General features: G+C 61.2%; 11 protein-coding genes. 6 read left to right on the top strand and 5 right to left on the bottom strand.

Features of this window, described 5'->3' with window-relative positions; translation table 11 throughout:
- Positions 1–71: 71 nt before the first annotated feature.
- Together VLA07_RS24235 and VLA07_RS24230 are read right to left on the bottom strand one after the other, a co-directional pair.
- A complete protein-coding gene (locus tag VLA07_RS24235) occupies positions 72–1415 on the bottom strand; it encodes an aryl-sulfate sulfotransferase (protein WP_247268417.1) in 1344 nt (447 codons plus the stop codon).
- 23 nt (positions 1416–1438) lie between these two features.
- On the bottom strand, positions 1439–3799 hold the full coding sequence (locus VLA07_RS24230; RefSeq protein WP_247268418.1) for a TonB-dependent receptor: 2361 nt from the start codon (positions 3797–3799) through the stop codon (positions 1439–1441).
- Positions 3800–3964: 165 nt separating this feature from the next.
- On the opposite strand from VLA07_RS24230, the gene VLA07_RS24225 reads away from it, so the two are divergent.
- Positions 3965–4909, top strand: coding sequence for a LysR family transcriptional regulator (locus tag VLA07_RS24225; protein ID WP_247268419.1), 945 nt, complete (start codon positions 3965–3967; stop codon positions 4907–4909).
- 190 nt (positions 4910–5099) lie between these two features.
- On the top strand, positions 5100–6716 hold the full coding sequence (locus tag VLA07_RS24220) for an alkaline phosphatase family protein (protein ID WP_247268420.1): 1617 nt from the start codon (positions 5100–5102) through the stop codon (positions 6714–6716).
- A 110-nt stretch (positions 6717–6826) separates the two neighbouring features.
- On the opposite strand, the gene VLA07_RS24215 is transcribed toward VLA07_RS24220, so the two are convergent.
- Positions 6827–7747 (bottom strand): TauD/TfdA dioxygenase family protein, encoded by a 921-nt coding sequence (locus tag VLA07_RS24215; protein ID WP_097086838.1) that lies wholly within the window; start codon positions 7745–7747, stop codon positions 6827–6829.
- A 181-nt stretch (positions 7748–7928) separates the two neighbouring features.
- On the opposite strand from VLA07_RS24215, the gene VLA07_RS24210 reads away from it, so the two are divergent.
- The gene (locus tag VLA07_RS24210; protein ID WP_330206703.1) at positions 7929–8849 is read left to right on the top strand and encodes a LysR family transcriptional regulator; all 921 of its coding nucleotides are present in this window, start codon (positions 7929–7931) and stop codon (positions 8847–8849) included.
- Positions 8850–8971: 122 nt separating this feature from the next.
- Here VLA07_RS24210 and VLA07_RS24205 read toward each other — a convergent pair whose 3' ends face one another.
- Positions 8972–9985: an ABC transporter substrate-binding protein gene (locus VLA07_RS24205; protein WP_123585681.1), complete on the bottom strand. Its 1014-nt coding sequence runs from the start codon at positions 9983–9985 to the stop codon at positions 8972–8974.
- Positions 9986–10393: 408 nt separating this feature from the next.
- Between VLA07_RS24205 and VLA07_RS24200 the strand changes: the two genes are divergently transcribed.
- Genes VLA07_RS24200 through VLA07_RS24190 form a run of 3 tightly spaced genes read left to right on the top strand, consistent with a single transcriptional unit; the run spans position 10394 to position 14428 of the window.
- Positions 10394–11992, top strand: coding sequence for an ABC transporter permease (locus VLA07_RS24200; RefSeq protein WP_247268423.1), 1599 nt, complete (start codon positions 10394–10396; stop codon positions 11990–11992).
- The gene (locus VLA07_RS24195) at positions 11989–12804 is read left to right on the top strand and encodes an ABC transporter ATP-binding protein (protein WP_096796901.1); all 816 of its coding nucleotides are present in this window, start codon (positions 11989–11991) and stop codon (positions 12802–12804) included. Before VLA07_RS24200 ends, VLA07_RS24195 begins: the two co-directional genes overlap by 4 nt.
- A gap of 13 nt (positions 12805–12817) precedes the next feature.
- The gene (locus tag VLA07_RS24190) at positions 12818–14428 is read left to right on the top strand and encodes an arylsulfatase (protein ID WP_333991938.1); all 1611 of its coding nucleotides are present in this window, start codon (positions 12818–12820) and stop codon (positions 14426–14428) included.
- A 103-nt stretch (positions 14429–14531) separates the two neighbouring features.
- Here VLA07_RS24190 and VLA07_RS24185 read toward each other — a convergent pair whose 3' ends face one another.
- Complete coding sequence (locus tag VLA07_RS24185) at positions 14532–15605, bottom strand: fatty acid desaturase (RefSeq protein ID WP_333991935.1); 1074 nt, start codon at positions 15603–15605, stop codon at positions 14532–14534.
- Positions 15606–15681 lie beyond the last annotated feature (76 nt).

Genomic DNA, 15681 nt, shown 5'->3' with positions numbered 1-15681 from the left:
AAATTGCAATAAGCAGTATTCAAACCGCACATAACTTATCGCCATTCATTCGAGCATTAATTCCTTTTCAACTAACGACTGGCACTGGTCTGCTGCACTGCCGATGTCGGGGCAATCACGGCGGTCTCGGAGCGCGGCGTACCCTTCGGCACCCAGTCGTAACTCACGGGCAACGCCCGATAGACCCAGTTGCTGATCGCGTCGCTGCCCGGTGCTTTACCCAGATAAGGACTGACGTATTCCCAGACGTTTTCGCCGCCGGCCGTAACCTGGAAAAAGCGCCCGTTCATGCCTTCGTCGATCAGCGTATTGCCGTTGGGCAAACGTCGCGCGCTGCTGATGAACGAGCTATAGAACGCCCACCCCGGCTGCTTCGAATTCGCCGCGCTGTACTGCCAGACGATTTCATTTTTCTGCGGGTCGATTTCCAGCACTCGCGAGCCGGAAATAAGCCCGAGGGTGACGTTCGGATACCCCGCCGAACCCTGGTTGTCGAACACCAGCAGGTTGCCCGCACCGGGCAGCCCGGCAGGGATGATGTGCGCGTCGTGCTGGCCGACAAATTGATCCACCGGACGCGGCAGTTTCTGTGCGGTTTTCGGGTTGATCAGCGGCAGGTTCGGGCCGAGGCGCCAGACCACTTTGCCGCTGTGTTTGTCGATGATCGCGATGAAGTTGGCGTTGCGTGAATCGAGCAACAGGTTATCTGGATTGAAGCGCTTGTCCCCGGCATCGAACCACTTGTTCGGCCCGACCACGCTGAGGTTGTTGATGTGCAGGTAATCCGGGTTGTCGCTGGCGCGCACCAGCTTCAGTTGCTCCTGGGTGAAGCCGAATTCGTTGAGGTGTTCCGAGGCCAGCCACTGCCATTTCACCTGCCCGTCGGGGCTGACTTCGTAGATCGCATCGTCGATCACCTCGGGCACTTTGAAGCCTTTGACCTTGTGCACCTTGTTCGCCAGCACCACGGTGTTGCCGTTGCTCAGGCGCCGCTGATCATGGTGTTGCTGCGCTGCGCCGCCGGGCGCCTTGTCGCCCCACTGCCAGACCACTTTGCCGTTCCAGTCCAGCTCGCCGACGCTCTGATTGCCCAGGCCGTTACCGGCGGAGCCGAGCTTGCCCGGATCCTTGTCGCTCAGTTGCAACAGCACATGCCCGCGCTCGCCGCCGACCAGTTGCGGGTCGATGATCGCCGACGGAAACCCCGCCTGCGGCCAGGTTTTCACCTCGTTGCCGTTCATGTCGATCAGGTGCGTCTGCTTGTCGGCACCACTGAAGATCACGTACTGATTGAACGCCTTGTCCGGGTCGTAACGGGTGACGCCGGTCGGGTACACGCTGGGTGCGGCGAACACCGTGGTACTCAACGCTGCGCCGGATAACAACAGCGCTAAAGCGGTTTTGCCTGGCAACATGATGCAGCTCCTTGAATGACAGATCAGAAGTCGTAGCGACCGGTAACGCCAAGGGTGCGCGGCGTACCGAGCAGGCCTTCATAACCGCCGTTGCCGCCGGTCCACAGGGTCGTGTAGTAGGTCTTGTCGAAGGCGTTTTTCAGCCACAGCGAAACGTCCCACTGGCCCTGATTGAAATCGCCGCGCAGACCGGTGGACAGGTTGACCACCGCGTAGCTCGGGATCTGCCCGTAATCGGAATCCTCGACCGTGCCCACCGCTTTGGAGCGGAACGCGTAACTGCCGGTGACGTAGGGTTGCAGACCGTTGGCCAGATTCCATTCGTATTTGCCGTTGGCGTTGCCGATCCATTTCGACGCGCCGACCACCTGGTGGCCGCTGAGGTCGCAAGAGGCCGGTGCGCCCGGTGCCTGGCTGACTTCCGGCGGGCACGGTGCATCTTTGTACGAGAGGTAGCTGACGTCGTTGTACGAGCCGTTGAAGTTCAGGGTCAGGCCGCGCAACGGGATCACCGTGCTTTCAAATTCGACGCCGCGCGAGCGCACCGAGCCGGCGTTGGTCAGGTATTGCACGCGGTTGAGGTCGTCGTAGGCGTTGGTCTGATAGGCGTTGACCTGAGTCCAGAAAACGTTGGCGTTGAGCTGCAGACGCCGGTCCCACAAGGTGCTTTTGAAACCGAGTTCGGCGTTGTTCGCGCGTTCGGTGCCGATCAGCAGCGAGTCGGCGCCGGCGGTTGGCGCCGAACCCACTGCGAGGTTCACCCCACCGGATTTTTCGCCGTGGGACAGCGTGGCGTAACCGAGCAGATCATCGGTGATGCGATAGCTGAGGTTGAGCAATCCGGAGGGGCTTGAGCTGTACTGATTGAGATCGCCGGAATCGTAGGCGCCAGTGCGTCCGCGGCGTGCCGTGGCCGCTGCACCGGTGACAGTGGCGCCACCGACCGGCGCATCGCGGGTGACCCAGGCGTTCTTCTCTTCATAGGTGCCACGCACCCCGGCAGTGAAGTCCAGGCGCTCGGTGAGGTGCCAGGTGCCTTGGGCGAACAGGGCGAAGCTGTCGGTCTTGATGTGGCCGTTGCCGACGCTGCCGACGTTGGCCAGGGCACCGCGTGGCGTGCCGTTCCAGATGTCGGCCTGCGGGCCGTAATAGGCGAAGGATTTGTTGTCCAGATCCGAGCCGAAGTAGTAAGCGCCCACCACGTAATCGAAGAACTCGCCCTTGGGCGAGGCCAGGCGAAATTCCTGCGAGTACTGTTTGTCTTCGACCGAAACCCCGGCATTGTAGGTCGCCGCGACGTTGAGACCGTCGTCGTTGGCCGGGGTGAAATTCCAGAAGCGATAGGAGCTGATCGAGGTCAGGGTGAAATCGCTCGGCAGCGTCCAGTTGGCCTCCACCGACGTGCCGCCCTGATGCACGGTGACGTGCTGGTCGTTGTCCAGATTGACCTTGCGGTGCGAGCCGTTGACCAGCGTCGCGCCGGCGGCATTGGCCCGCGATTGGTAGAGGTTGACGCCGTTGATGGTCGGCCCGGTGTTGTACAGCACGCGGGTGCCGGCGCTGGAGTCCTCTTCGTTGTAATCGCCGATCCAGCGCAGATTGAAATCTTCGTTGGGCTTGAACAGCAACTGCGCGCGGAAGCCATCGCGCGAGCCACCGTTCAGGTCATGGCCGTTGTATTCGTTCTTGATGTCGCCGTCGCTGCGGGTGCGATAGGCCGAAAAGCGTCCGGCCAGTTGATCGTTGAGCGGCCCGGAAATGGTGCCCTTGGTCTGGAAGTAGCCGTCCTCGCCGAACGAGGTTTCGATGCTGCGCTCAGGGGTGAAGGTCGGCGCGCGGGTGCTGATGTTGATCACCCCGGCGGTGGTGTTCTTGCCGAACAGCGTGCCCTGCGGCCCGCGCAGGACTTCGAGCTGTTCGATGTCCATCAGGTCGAACACCGCCATCCCCGGACGGCCCAGATACACGTTATCGATGTACAGACCGACGCTGCCTTCCAGGCCGTCGCTCGCCGGGTTGTTGCCCAGTCCACGAATCGACACGCTGGACTGGCGCGCGTGCATGTAGGCGACGTTGACGCTCGGCACCAGTTGCTGCAAATCCTGAATCCGGTAGACCCGCTGCGTCTCCAGATTCTGCCCGCTGACCACGCTCATCGGCGTCGGCACGTCTTGCGAACTTTCTTCGCGCCGGCGCGTGGTGACGGTCACGGTTTCCAGCTGCGAGCTGTTGGCCGCCGGTTTGCCGGCCGGCGCCGGTGGCGGTGCTTCGGCCTCGGCGGCGTAGCTGTGAGTCCAGCTGGCGCTCCCCGCCAGCAACAGGGCCAGAGGCAGGCGTTTGAGCCGTCGTGGCGTTAAGGGTGACGCAAGGTTCAACGGACTCATGGCGCGGCTCCTGGTCAAAAAACACACAGACATCTTCAGTACTGCATATTCTTTTCAGTTATTTATTTATGGATTTACAAATATTTACTGCATAAGAGATTGCCTTTATAAGGAGTCGACCTAATGCATATCCAATGCATTTCCCGGATATTTTTTATGTGAAAAATGCATATCGACTTGCGCCAACTTCGACACTTCATCGCCCTCGCCGAACAACGCAGCTTCGTCGCCGGCGCGCAGGCGGTGAACCTGTCGCAGTCGGCGTTCAGCCGCAGCATTCAGGCGCTGGAACACAGCGTCGGCTGTCAGCTGGTCGATCGTGGGCGCAAGGACCTGCCGCCGACCAAACAGGGTCAGGTACTGCTCGAACATGCACGCCGACTGGTCAGCGGCGCACAGCAGATGGCCAACGAGATCAGTCAGTTCAATGGTCTGGAAGCCGGCGAGCTGCGCTTCGGTTGCGGCCCGGCGCCGGCAGCCGGATTGATCCCGCGCGCGATCGGCGCGTTCATCGGGCGCTACCCGAAAGCGCGGGTGCAATTTCAGGTCGATGACTGGCAGAGCCTGAGCAAACGCCTGCTCAATGAGGAATTCGAATTCTTCGTCGCCGACACCCGGCACTTCGAAGCCGATCCGGATTACCTGACGTATCGCTTGCGGCCGCGCAAATGGCATTTCTGTTGCCGTGCCGGGCATCCGTTAGCGGCACTTGAACGGGTTTCGGCCGAACAATTGATGAGCTATCCACTGGCGGTGAGCATTCGTCCGCCGAACTTGCGCAAGGTCATCGTCGACCTCAGCGGTCGCCCGGATTTCACGCCAAATGTGGAATGCGAAAACAGCTCGAGCCTGCTCAGCGTGGTGCTGCGTTCGGATGCGATCGGCATTGTCGGGGCGTATTCCGATGCGCTGCATCAGGCCAAGGGTGAGCTGGTATGTTTGCGGATCGACGGCCTGGCGGATGATCTGGAGGAGCTGTACACGCGCTACGGGATTGTCAGTCGCGCGGGGTATCGGTTGTCGCCGCTGGCCGAGGCGATGATTGAGCAGATCAAGGCAATTGATGCGGTGGATGAGGAGGTGTGTTCGCTGGAGAATTTTGCAGTCTGATCCACCGCCTTCGCGAGCAAGCCCGCTCCCACATTTGGAACGCGTACTCCTGTGGGAGTGGGCTTGCTCGCGAAGGCATCGCCACAGGCACCGATGCATCCACTGCATAAAACCCATTCCCCAAATGCACTTGCCGAACACCCCCGCCGAAAGCGAAAACCCTCGCCTGTCTTTCTGACCGATGAACCCCATGTCCAACCCGCAAAACCCTGTGCGCAATGTGCTGTACATCATGTGCGATCAGCTGCGCCGCGATTACCTGTCCTGCTACGGTCATCCGCATCTGCACACGCCGAACATCGATCGCCTGGCCGCCGCAGGCGTGCGCTTCAGCCGTGCCTACACCCAGGGCACGATCTGCGGCCCGTCGCGGATGTCGGCCTACACCGGGCGCTACGTCAGCAGCCATCAGGTCGCATGGAACGCCGTGCCGTTGCCGCTGGAAGAACTGACGATCGGCGATTACCTGCGCCCTCACGGCATTCGCACCGCGCTGGTCGGCAAGACCCACGCCACGGCCAATGTCGACGCCTTGCAGCGTCTGGCAATCAACCCGGACAGCGCGCAGGCCGAGGTGCTCAACGAGGTCGGTTTCGAGCCGTACTTTCGCCACGACGGGATCTTCCCCGACGACCCACTGTTCGACGACAAGCGCGAATCCGCGCCCTACACCCATTACCTGCGCGAGCAGGGCTTCGACGGGCGCAACCCCTGGCACGACTGGGCCAACGCCGCCGAAGGCGAGAACGGCGAAATCCTCAGCGGCTGGCAGATGCGTCATGCGCATTTGCCAGCGCGAATTCCCGAGCAGTTCTCAGAGACTGTCTACACTACAAATCGAGCCATCGACTTCATCACCGAGCAAGGTGAGAAATCCTGGTGTTTACACCTCTCCTACATCAAACCGCACTGGCCCTACATCGTACCGGCGCCATACCACGCCTTGTACAGTACGAAATCGATTCTCGAACCGGTCCGCGCGACGCCCTCCGAAGCGAGCAAACACCCCGTATACGCGGCGTTTCGCCAGCATGAGGAAAGCCTCAACTTCTCCCGTGATTCAGTACGATTGAATGTAATCCCCACCTACATGGGCCTGATCAAGCAAGTGGATGATCAGCTCGGGCGGCTGTTCGATTTTCTGCAGAGCAACGGTCGTTGGGATGACACCTTGATCGTGTTCACCAGCGATCACGGCGACTTTCTCGGCGACCACTGGCTGGGCGAGAAGGAGTTTTTGCTGGAACAGGCAGTGGGCGTGCCCCTGATCGTGCGCGACCCGCGCGCCGCGGCGGACATCACTCGGGGCACGGTGGATGAGCGGCTGGCGGAAACCATTGATGCCTTGCCAACGTTTCTCCAGGCGCTGGGCCTTGCGGGCGCCGAGCATCGGCTGGAAGGACACTCGCTGATCCCGCTGTTGCACGGGGAAAATCCCGACTGGCGCCGCTACGCCATCAGCGAATACGACTACGCCTTTCAGGCCCCGGCACGCGAGCGACTTGGCCAGCCGATCGACCGTTGCCGCATGACCATGGTGCGCAGCGAGCGCTGGAAATACCTGGCGTACGACGGCTTCCGGCCGCAGTTGTTTGATCTGCTGAATGATCCGCAGGAGCTGCGCGATCTGGGTGAGGATCCGGCCTACGCGGCGGTGCGCGAGGAGCATGCGGGGTATCTGTTCGAGTGGGTGCGCGGCTTGAAGCGGCGGACCACGATCAGTCATCAGGAGATTGATTTGCGCGGGCAGCGGTTTCGCTATGGCGAGCCGGAGACCGAGAAAGTCGTGCAGATTGGCGTTTGGTGAATCAAAAGCTTCGCGAGCAAGCCCGCTCCCACAGGGCCATATGTTGTTCACATCCATCGTGTTCAACACACCTCCACTGTGGGAGCGGGCTTGCTCGCGAAGAGGCCCGATCAGACGCCGCCGATATCAAGTCCTTTGATTGTTTGACTGCGCTGCCCATTCACCCCAACCGGCACTTCACCCTTGAGCGTCACCCGCCGCACGATGCGATCCTGAGTGCCGTAATCATCAATCGCATAATGCTGAGTCGAACGGTTATCCCAGATCGCCACATCACCCGCCTTCCAGCGCCAGCGCACGGTGTTTTCCTGACGGATCACATGGCTCTGCAACAGGCCAAACAAATGTGCCGAATCGGCTTGCGAATAACCCTTGATGCGTTTGACGAAGTGCCCCAGCAACAAACTTTTCTCGCCGCTGATCGGATGCACACGCACCACCGGATGCTCGGTCTCGTAGACGGTCGAGGTGAAGACCTTGCGATAGCGCTCCAACTTCTCCGCCGACACGTCCGGCTTGGCCCCGGCGTAGTCGTATTCGTTGCTATGTACGGCGACCAGTTTGTCCGCCAGCTCGCGCAGTTCGCTCGGCAGTTCGTTGTAGGCGGTCGCGGTGTTGGCCCACAGGGTGTCGCCACCGAAGGCCGGCGCCACCACCGAGCGCAGGATCGAGGCTTTCGGGTAGGCGTCGACGAAGGTCACGTCGGTGTGCCAGGAGTTGGCGCGCTGGCCCTCGGCCCCGTCCAGCTCCAGCAGATACCGCGTGCCCTCACGCACCGGTACGGTCGGATGCGCCACCGGCTCGCCGAGCAGATGGGCGAAGGCTTCCTGGCGCTGATCGTCGAGCTGGGTCTGCTCGCGGAAAAACACCACCTTGTACTGGATCAGCGCTTGCTGAATGGCTTCGACCGTGGCGGCGTCCAGTTCACCGGACAGGTGCACGCCACGAATCTCGGCGCCGATACGGCCGGCCACCGGATGGATTTCCAGCGCGTGGACAGCAGGTTTTACAGCGAGTGCGGCATTGCTCATGGGTAGACCCTCATCGACTGCTTGCGGTTGGGCGACAGCGAAACATGGCTCTATCTATATTCCATTTACATCTAATAGATATTCACATGCTTCGTTGACGGAATAAGAGCTTGCATTTAAAACCTCAAGCAACCCTCGTCGCAAATGCCTTCGAGCTATTTTTAGGATGCCGGGAAAGCATATGGATCTTCGCCAGTTGCGCTACTTCATCGCCCTCAACGAACACCGCAGTTTTGTCCGTGCGGCGGACGCGATGGGCATCACTCAACCGGCGTTCAGCCGCAGCATTCAAGGGCTGGAGCAAGAATTCGGCTGCGTGCTGGTGGATCGCGGCAACAAGGATCTGCGCCCGACACCCGAAGGCCAGGTGGTGCTGCAACACGCCCTGACCCTGGTGCAGGGCGCGGCGTTGCTCAGCGCTGAAGTGACGCAAATGACCAAGCTTGATGCCGGGGAGCTGCACTTTGGTTGCGGCCCGGCGCCAGCGGTGAAACTGGTCCCGGATGCGGTGGCGCAATTCATCAACGCGCACCCGAAAGTACGCACCTGTTTTCAGGTGGATAACTGGGAAAAGCTCAGCCGCGCGCTGAGCCGCGAAGAGATCGAATTCTTCATCGCCGACATCCGCCATTTCGAGGCCGATCCAAACTTCCAGACCCAGGCCCTTACGCCCAAGCGCGGGGTGTTTTTCTGCCGGCCCGGGCACCCGCTGCTGGCCAAGGAGAGCTTGTCGACCAACGACATGTTCGACTACCCGCTGGCGACCACATTGATCCCGCCGGGGATTCGCAAACTGCTGGCGAACCTCAGCGGCCGGATCGATTTTTCCCCGACCATCGAGACCGAGCATTTCCCGGCGCTGGTGAAAGTGGTGCTGCAATCGAATGCCATCGGCATCGGTACGGAAGAGGCGTTTTACGAGGACATTGCTCAGGGTTCGCTGGCGCTGTTGCACTGGCGCAATCTGCCGCAGAACCTGGAGAGCATGAACGCGCGCTGCGGGATTGTCAGTCGCACAGGATTTCGCTTGTCGCCGGCAGCAAGAGCGATGATCGAGACATTGGTGGCGGTGGATAAGCAGGAAGTCTGCGTCGCGGTTTGAGGACGCCTTCGCGAGCAAGCCCGCTCCCACGGTGAATTGTGGTGAACACAGATTTTGTATTCACGCCGATCCACTGTGGGAGCGGGCTTGCTCGCGAAGAGGCCCGTCCAGACACTGGAGATTCAGAGCTTGGCCGCCGCCAGTTCAGGCGCCACCCAATCACTGACCTTGAACGGCTTGCGAATCAGCTTCTGCTGCGCCGCCAGGTCTACCGAGTCCTGCAATTTGCCGAGGAACACCGGGTCCAGCGTCGACGGGAACACTTCGCTGAGTTTCTGATCCGCCAGGTCCTGGGTCAGGATCACCGGTGGATAACTTGCCAGCCCCGACACCAGTTGCACGTAGGCAGCCTTGTTGCTGTCCTGAGTCAACCACTCCACCGCCTGCTGCTGCGCCTTGAGCAGTTTGGCCACGACCTCCGGGTGCCCGTCGACAAACTTGCCGGTGCCGACCAGCACCGATTGCACACTACCGGCACCACCCAGATCCTTGGTGTTCAGCGGCAACTCCGCCAGCCCCTTGGCTTGCAGCGCCGTCAGCCCTGAGCTGCCCCACGACGCGTCGATCTGTTTCGCCGCCAGTGCCGCGACCGCGCCGCTGAAGTCGAGATTGATCACTTTCAGGTCCTTCTCGCTCAAGCCCTGACTGGCCAGCGCCGCATCAAACGACAGCTGCGTGGCGGTGCCACGGAAGATCGCCACGCGCTTGCCTTTCAGATCCTGCAGTGTCTTTATCCCCGACCCCGGCACCACGCCCAGATACTGTTTCACGCCGCGCGCACTGGCGCTGAGCAAACGCGTGTCGAGGCCATTGGACTTGCCGATGATCGCCGCGAGGTCGCCCAGATATGCCAGATCGACCTGACCGTTGGCAAACGCCTCGTTGATCACCGGCCCGGCACCCTTGAAGAAGCTCCACTGAATCTTGATGCCCTGATCGGCGAAGGCTTTTTCGAAGATCTGCTGGTCACGCAGCACGTCCACCACACCGCCGCCGCTGTGCTGGGTGCCGGCGCTCAGGTCAGGCACGGCGATCCTGATTTCCTTGAGTTCGTCAGCCTGCGCGTTAAACGCCAGCAGGCCCGCCAGTGCCGGAATGGCAAACAGACTGAAGACTCGTTTGAAGGGAAGGTTCATGGGTTCGGCTCCTTGATCACGACAGGCGTTGAGGAGCCGAAAGTAGGCCGAAGCATGACCTTCGCTTAAATACTATAAATGCACATTTTTATAGCCTTTAGCGCTAAGCGTGAAATCACGCGGGCTGCAGCGGCGTATGCATTAACAGCATCGAAAATATTCTTCGAATGCATTGGATGCGCGTCGCGCTGCAAGCCTTAAATGGTCTTGCTTATCTCTCAATAGAATTGATTTAAATTTTTATAGATCGATTTTGCATATACCGCTAGCCAATTGTGGGAGCGGGCTTGCTCGCGAAGAGGCCGTGTCATTCACCATCATCGGTGCCTGACACTCCGTCTTCGTGAGCCAGCCCACTCCCACACAGGCACAGCGGTTCGCCATGCAACCCGACAACGGAGGTCACCCATGGCCCGTGATTCCCTGCTCAGCCTGCCGCTGCCCGCGCCACCTCTGAAAAGCCGGCGCGCGTGGCCGAGCCTCAACCAACGTCTGTTGCCATGGCTGTTGCCGATCAGCCTGTTCGCTCTGTGGTGGCTGGCCGCACGCAATCAATGGATGAGCGAGCAGATCCTGCCGGCGCCATCGCTGGTGTGGAACAGCGCCATCGAGCTGTCCCAGGGCGAGTTGTGGAGTCATTTGTGGATCAGCCTGCAACGTCTGCTCTGGGGCTTGCTGGCAGGGATCTCAGCGGGTGCGCTGCTGGGTGCCGCGCTGGGCTTCAGCCGTCGCCTCGAACGCCTGGTCTTCCCGACGTTCGCCGGTCTGGCACAGGTACCGACGCTGGCGTGGATTCCGCTGTTCATGGTGTTTTTCGGCATCGGCGAAGTGCTGAAACTGGTGGTGCTGATCAAGGCCATCGTGGTGCCGGTGACCCTGCACACCCTGGTCGGCGTTCGTGATGCGCAACCGAAACTGCGCGAAGCCGCCGCCGTACTGCGCCTGCCGTCGTACTTGCTGATCCGGCGTCTGGTGTTGCCTGCCGCACTGCCGGCGTTCATGGCCGGCGTGCGTCTGGCCCTGGCCGCAGGCTGGACTTCATTGCTGGCGGTGGAGCTGTTGGCGTCCAGCGAAGGCATCGGCTACCTGATGGTCTGGGCACGGCAACTGTTCATGCTCGACATCGTGTTCGTGTGCATCGTGGTCATCGGTGTGCTCGGTGTAGCGATGGATCGCGGCATCGGTTTTCTCGACCGCAAACTGGTGCACTGGCCGCACCCGGCGACTGCGGAAATCCGCCGTGGCCCGCACTATCAAGGCTGGCAGAGGCTGCAACCGTGGCTGTTGCCCCTGAGCCTGATTGGCGTCTGGCAAGTGGCGAGCGATCAGCAGTGGGTCGATGCGAACATCCTGGTCAGCCCGCTGGCGGTACTGGAAACGACCAGGAACGGTCTGCTCGACGGCACGCTGATCAGCGGCATGGCCTTGAGCCTCGGTCGTACCCTTGGCGGGTTGCTGCTGGGCGGCGGACTCGGTTTCGCCCTCGGCCTGTTGCTGGGTCTGTCGCGCACCAGCGAACGGCTGCTCGGCCCGACTCTCGCCGCCATTCGCCAGATCGCGATTTTCGCCTGGGTGCCGCTGCTCACCGCGTGGTTCGGATTGGGTGAATTGGCGAAGTGGGTGTTCGTCGCCCTCGCCGCGTTTTTCCCGCTGTTCATCGCCACCCAGCGCAGCGTCGCCAACCTCTCGCCACAACTCAACGAAGCCGCGCAGGTGCTGCGCCTGAGCCTCGGCCAGCGCCTGCGTCGTCTGGTGCTGCCGGGTGCGGCGCCGGGGATTTTCGCCGGGCTGCGCCTGAGTCTGATCTACGCCTGGCTCGGCACCATCGGCGCCGAATATTTCATGCCGTCCAACGGCGGCATCGGCAGCCAGATGATCGGCGCCCAACAACTGCTGCGCATGGACCTGATCATGGCCGGGATGCTGCTGGTCGGCCTCACCGGCGCCCTGCTCAACCTCATCGGCCAACGCCTGGAAATTCGCGCTACTCGCTGGAGACACGCATGAACGCACCGATTGTCAGCTTCACCCATGTAGGCAAATCCTTCGACGTTGACGGTTTCGAACTGGAGGCGATTCGCGAATTCAACCTCGACATCGCCGAGGGCGAATTTGTCGCCATCGTCGGGTCCAGCGGTTGCGGCAAATCCACCTTGCTGCGTTTGCTGGTGGGTCTGGATACGCAGTTTCGCGGGCAGATCAGCGTCGATGGCAAAGCCGTCAACGGCATCGGCGGCGAGCGCGGCATCGTGTTTCAGGAGCATCGGCTGTTCCCGTGGCTGACCGTGGCCGACAACATCGGTCTGGGCCTGGTCAACGAGCCGCTGAGCACCGCCGAAAAGCAGCAGCGCATCAACGATTTCATCGATCTGGTCGGCCTGCGCGATTTCACCCGCGCCTATCCGCACCAGCTCTCCGGCGGCATGGCCCAGCGCGTGGCGATTGCCCGTGGACTGGTCGCCAGCCCACGGATTCTGCTGCTCGACGAACCCTTCGGCGCACTCGATGCGCTGACCCGCCAGCAGATGCAGGACGAACTGCTGGCGATCCGCGACCGGGCGAAAATCACCACGATCCTCGTCACCCACGACGTCGAAGAAGCGATCTTTCTCGCCGATCGCGTGGTGGTGATGGAGCCGCGTCCGGGACGGATCAAGCAAGTGGTCGACATCGCCTTGCCGCACCCGCGTCAGCGCAGCAGTTTCGACTTCCATCAGCTGCGCGAAGAGCTGCTGCACGAACTGACCAGTGACGACCATTACCAACCGAGCCTGCCGGTCCAGATCCGCGATCTGCCGCTGTCGTTCATTGCCTGCTGAGAGGAGCTTTTCGATGCCGCAACGCCCCAACTTTCTGGTGATTCTGGCCGACGATCTCGGCTTCTCCGACATCGGCGCCTTCGGTGGCGAAATCGCCACGCCGAACCTCGATGCCCTGGCCAATAACGGCCTGCGCCTGACCGATTTCCACACCGCTCCGACCTGCTCGCCAACCCGCTCGATGCTGCTGACCGGCACCGACCACCACATCGCCGGCATCGGCACCATGGCCGAAGCGCTGACCCCGGAGCTGATCGGCAAACCGGGTTACGAAGGCTACCTCAACGACCGCGTTGTGGCCCTGCCCGAGCTGCTGCGCGAGGCCGGTTACCAGACGTTGATGAGCGGCAAATGGCACCTCGGCCTGACCGCTGAACTGGCGCCGCAGGCCCGCGGTTTCGAACGTTCGTTCTCGCTGCTACCGGGTGCGGCCAACCACTATGGTTTCGAGCCGACCTACGATGAACACACCCCTGGCCTGCTGAAATCGACTCCGGCGCTGTACATCGAAGACGACACCTTTATCGATGAGCTGCCCAAGGATTTCTACTCGTCGGACGCCTTCGGCGACAAGCTGCTGCAGTACCTCAAGGAGCGCGATCAGAGCCGGCCGTTCTTCGCTTACCTGCCCTTCTCCGCACCGCACTGGCCGTTGCAGGCACCGGCCGAGGTGGTCGAAAAATACCGTGGCCGCTACGACGCCGGTCCCGAAGTCTTGCGTCTGGAGCGCCTGGAAAAACTCAAGGCGCTGGGCCTGATCGAGCCGGATGTCGAGCCGCATCCACTGATTCAACTGAATGCGCAATGGGCTGCGCTGAGCGCTGAGCAGCGACAGATTTCTGCGCGGGCCATGGAGGTCTACGCGGCCATGGTCGAGCGCATGGACTGGAACATCGGCCGGGTGGTCGATTACCTGCGCCAGCAGGGCCAACTCGATAACACCTTCATCCTGTTCATGTCCGATAACGGCGCCGAAGGCGCGCTGCTGGAAGCGTTCCCCAAGTTCGGCCCGGAACTGCTGACTTACCTCAATCAGCATTACGACAACAGCCTCGACAACATCGGCCGCGCCAATTCCTACGTCTGGTACGGGCCGAGCTGGGCGCAGGTGGCGACGGCGCCGTCACGGCTGTTCAAGGCGTTCACCACCGAAGGCGGGATTCGCGTACCGGCGCTGCTGCACTATCCGCAATTGCCAATCAAAGGGCAGATCAGCCACGGCTTCGGCACGGTGATGGACATCACCCCGACGATTCTCGATCTGGCCGGCGTGCGCCATCCTTGCAAGCAATGGCACGGCAAACCGGTGGCGCCGCTGCGCGGTAAATCGTGGCTGGGCTTTTTGTCTGGCGAGACGGCGCAGGTGCATGACGAGCACACCGTCACCGGTTGGGAATTGTTTGGCCGCCGAGCGATTCGCCAAGGGTCGTGGAAAGCCGTGTGGATCCCCGGGCCGGTGGGGCCGGCGACCTGGCAGCTGTATGACCTGAGCAGCGATCCGGGGGAAATTCATGATCTGGCGTCGAGTCAGCCGGACAAGCTCAACAGCTTGATCGGGCATTGGCAGAAATATGTGGAGGAGACCGGGGTAATTTTGAGTGCTTCGCCGTTTCAGCCGGATTGAGGTTGCCTGATTCGGTGCCTTCGCGAGCAAGCCCGCTCCCACAGTTGAAATGCGTTCCCCTGTGGGAGCGGGCTTGCTCGCGAAGAGGCCCGCAAATTCACCATCAAGCCTGAGCCGTACGCGCCTCCTCCGCTACCACTTCATCCCGACGAACAAACCGGTTCGCCCGCCCAAACGTGCCGAAATCATTGAACCGCACGCCCATCTCGCGCATCACCTTGTGCGCCACCGGCACGGTCAGCTGCCGGATGTAAAACGGTTCCTTCACCACAAAATGGTGAATCCCGTGGCTGCTGCCGAAGTTGAAGCAGAATGCCTGCAACGGCCACAGCCACCATGGGTTCAACACCTGGCATTGCTGCAGCACGTTGCCCGCCTCGATGTCGCCGTAGTAATGCATGTTCGAGCTGATGAAGTGCAGGCAAAAGGTGCGCAGCACGTTCGGACCGATGATCACCACTGCCGCGATATCGATCACCTGCATCACCGACAGCGTGGTCGCCGACCATTCAATCGGCGAACCCATGAGGTAGGCGATGCCATTCGCCGCATGAAAACCGAGAAACACATACCACGCGCCCCAATGCACCAGCGCCAGTGGCGCATAGACTTTCAGCGTGCGCTTGATGATGTTGATTTTGTGCGCCCAGGTCTTGGCCCTTAGCATGCGGATGAACGCCGACATCACGTTGTCACCGACCATCAGCAACCGCGCAAAACTCCACGGTTCGCCGTTGGTGATCGCGCGTTCTTCCATATCGGTTTCGGTGCCGGAGACCTTGTGGTGATTGAGGTGCAGATGGCGGCGGATCCACGGGTTGATCGTGCTCGGCCGCGCCAGCCACACCAGGCCCATCATCAGGTTGTGCGGCACGCGCTGCTTGCGGAAATACATGCTGTGGATCAGGTCGTGCTCCAGCTCGTGAGTCAGGGAGGCGAAAAACGCGTTGAACAACAGGCATACCCACCACGCCATGTGGCCAGTGATGTACAGCGCCGCCGAGCCGATCATCCCGGCCAGGGCGAAGGCCAGAATGCCCGCGCCGAGGGCGTCTTGGTGTTGCAAAATCGGATAGCGCTGACGCAACTCGACGCCCTTGGCCAGCACCACTTCGCGAATATGCGCTGATCGCTGGGCAGCATTGTGTCGCTGGGGACTTGCAGAAGTACGGTCCATGCTTCCATCCTCTGGTTATTGATGTTCGCATCCTGCCTTGCGAAAGCTGTATTGATGGTAGCCGTGAACGCCAACC

The sequence above is a fragment of the Pseudomonas sp. S3(2024) genome (assembly GCF_036861315.1).
GTDB classification, from domain to species: Bacteria; Pseudomonadota; Gammaproteobacteria; order Pseudomonadales; family Pseudomonadaceae; genus Aquipseudomonas; species Aquipseudomonas putida_A.
Note: the sequence above shows the minus strand (reverse complement) of the source record. Positions and strands in the feature narration are given on the sequence as shown.

Excerpts from the sequence above, each read along its gene's own strand:
- VLA07_RS24200 (WP_247268423.1), top strand. The coding sequence starts at position 10,394 with ATGGCCCGTGATTCCCTGCTCAGCCTGCCGCTGCCCGCGCCACCTCTG.
- VLA07_RS24230 (WP_247268418.1), bottom strand. The coding sequence starts at position 3,799 with ATGAGTCCGTTGAACCTTGCGTCACCCTTAACGCCACGACGGCTCAAA.
- VLA07_RS24215 (WP_097086838.1), bottom strand. The coding sequence starts at position 7,747 with ATGAGCAATGCCGCACTCGCTGTAAAACCTGCTGTCCACGCGCTGGAA.
- VLA07_RS24185 (WP_333991935.1), bottom strand. The coding sequence starts at position 15,605 with ATGGACCGTACTTCTGCAAGTCCCCAGCGACACAATGCTGCCCAGCGA.
- VLA07_RS24235 (WP_247268417.1), bottom strand. The coding sequence starts at position 1,415 with ATGTTGCCAGGCAAAACCGCTTTAGCGCTGTTGTTATCCGGCGCAGCG.
- VLA07_RS24195 (WP_096796901.1), top strand. The coding sequence starts at position 11,989 with ATGAACGCACCGATTGTCAGCTTCACCCATGTAGGCAAATCCTTCGAC.
- VLA07_RS24190 (WP_333991938.1), top strand. The coding sequence starts at position 12,818 with ATGCCGCAACGCCCCAACTTTCTGGTGATTCTGGCCGACGATCTCGGC.
- VLA07_RS24225 (WP_247268419.1), top strand. The coding sequence starts at position 3,965 with ATGCATATCGACTTGCGCCAACTTCGACACTTCATCGCCCTCGCCGAA.
- VLA07_RS24210 (WP_330206703.1), top strand. The coding sequence starts at position 7,929 with ATGGATCTTCGCCAGTTGCGCTACTTCATCGCCCTCAACGAACACCGC.
- VLA07_RS24220 (WP_247268420.1), top strand. The coding sequence starts at position 5,100 with ATGTCCAACCCGCAAAACCCTGTGCGCAATGTGCTGTACATCATGTGC.
- VLA07_RS24205 (WP_123585681.1), bottom strand. The coding sequence starts at position 9,985 with ATGAACCTTCCCTTCAAACGAGTCTTCAGTCTGTTTGCCATTCCGGCA.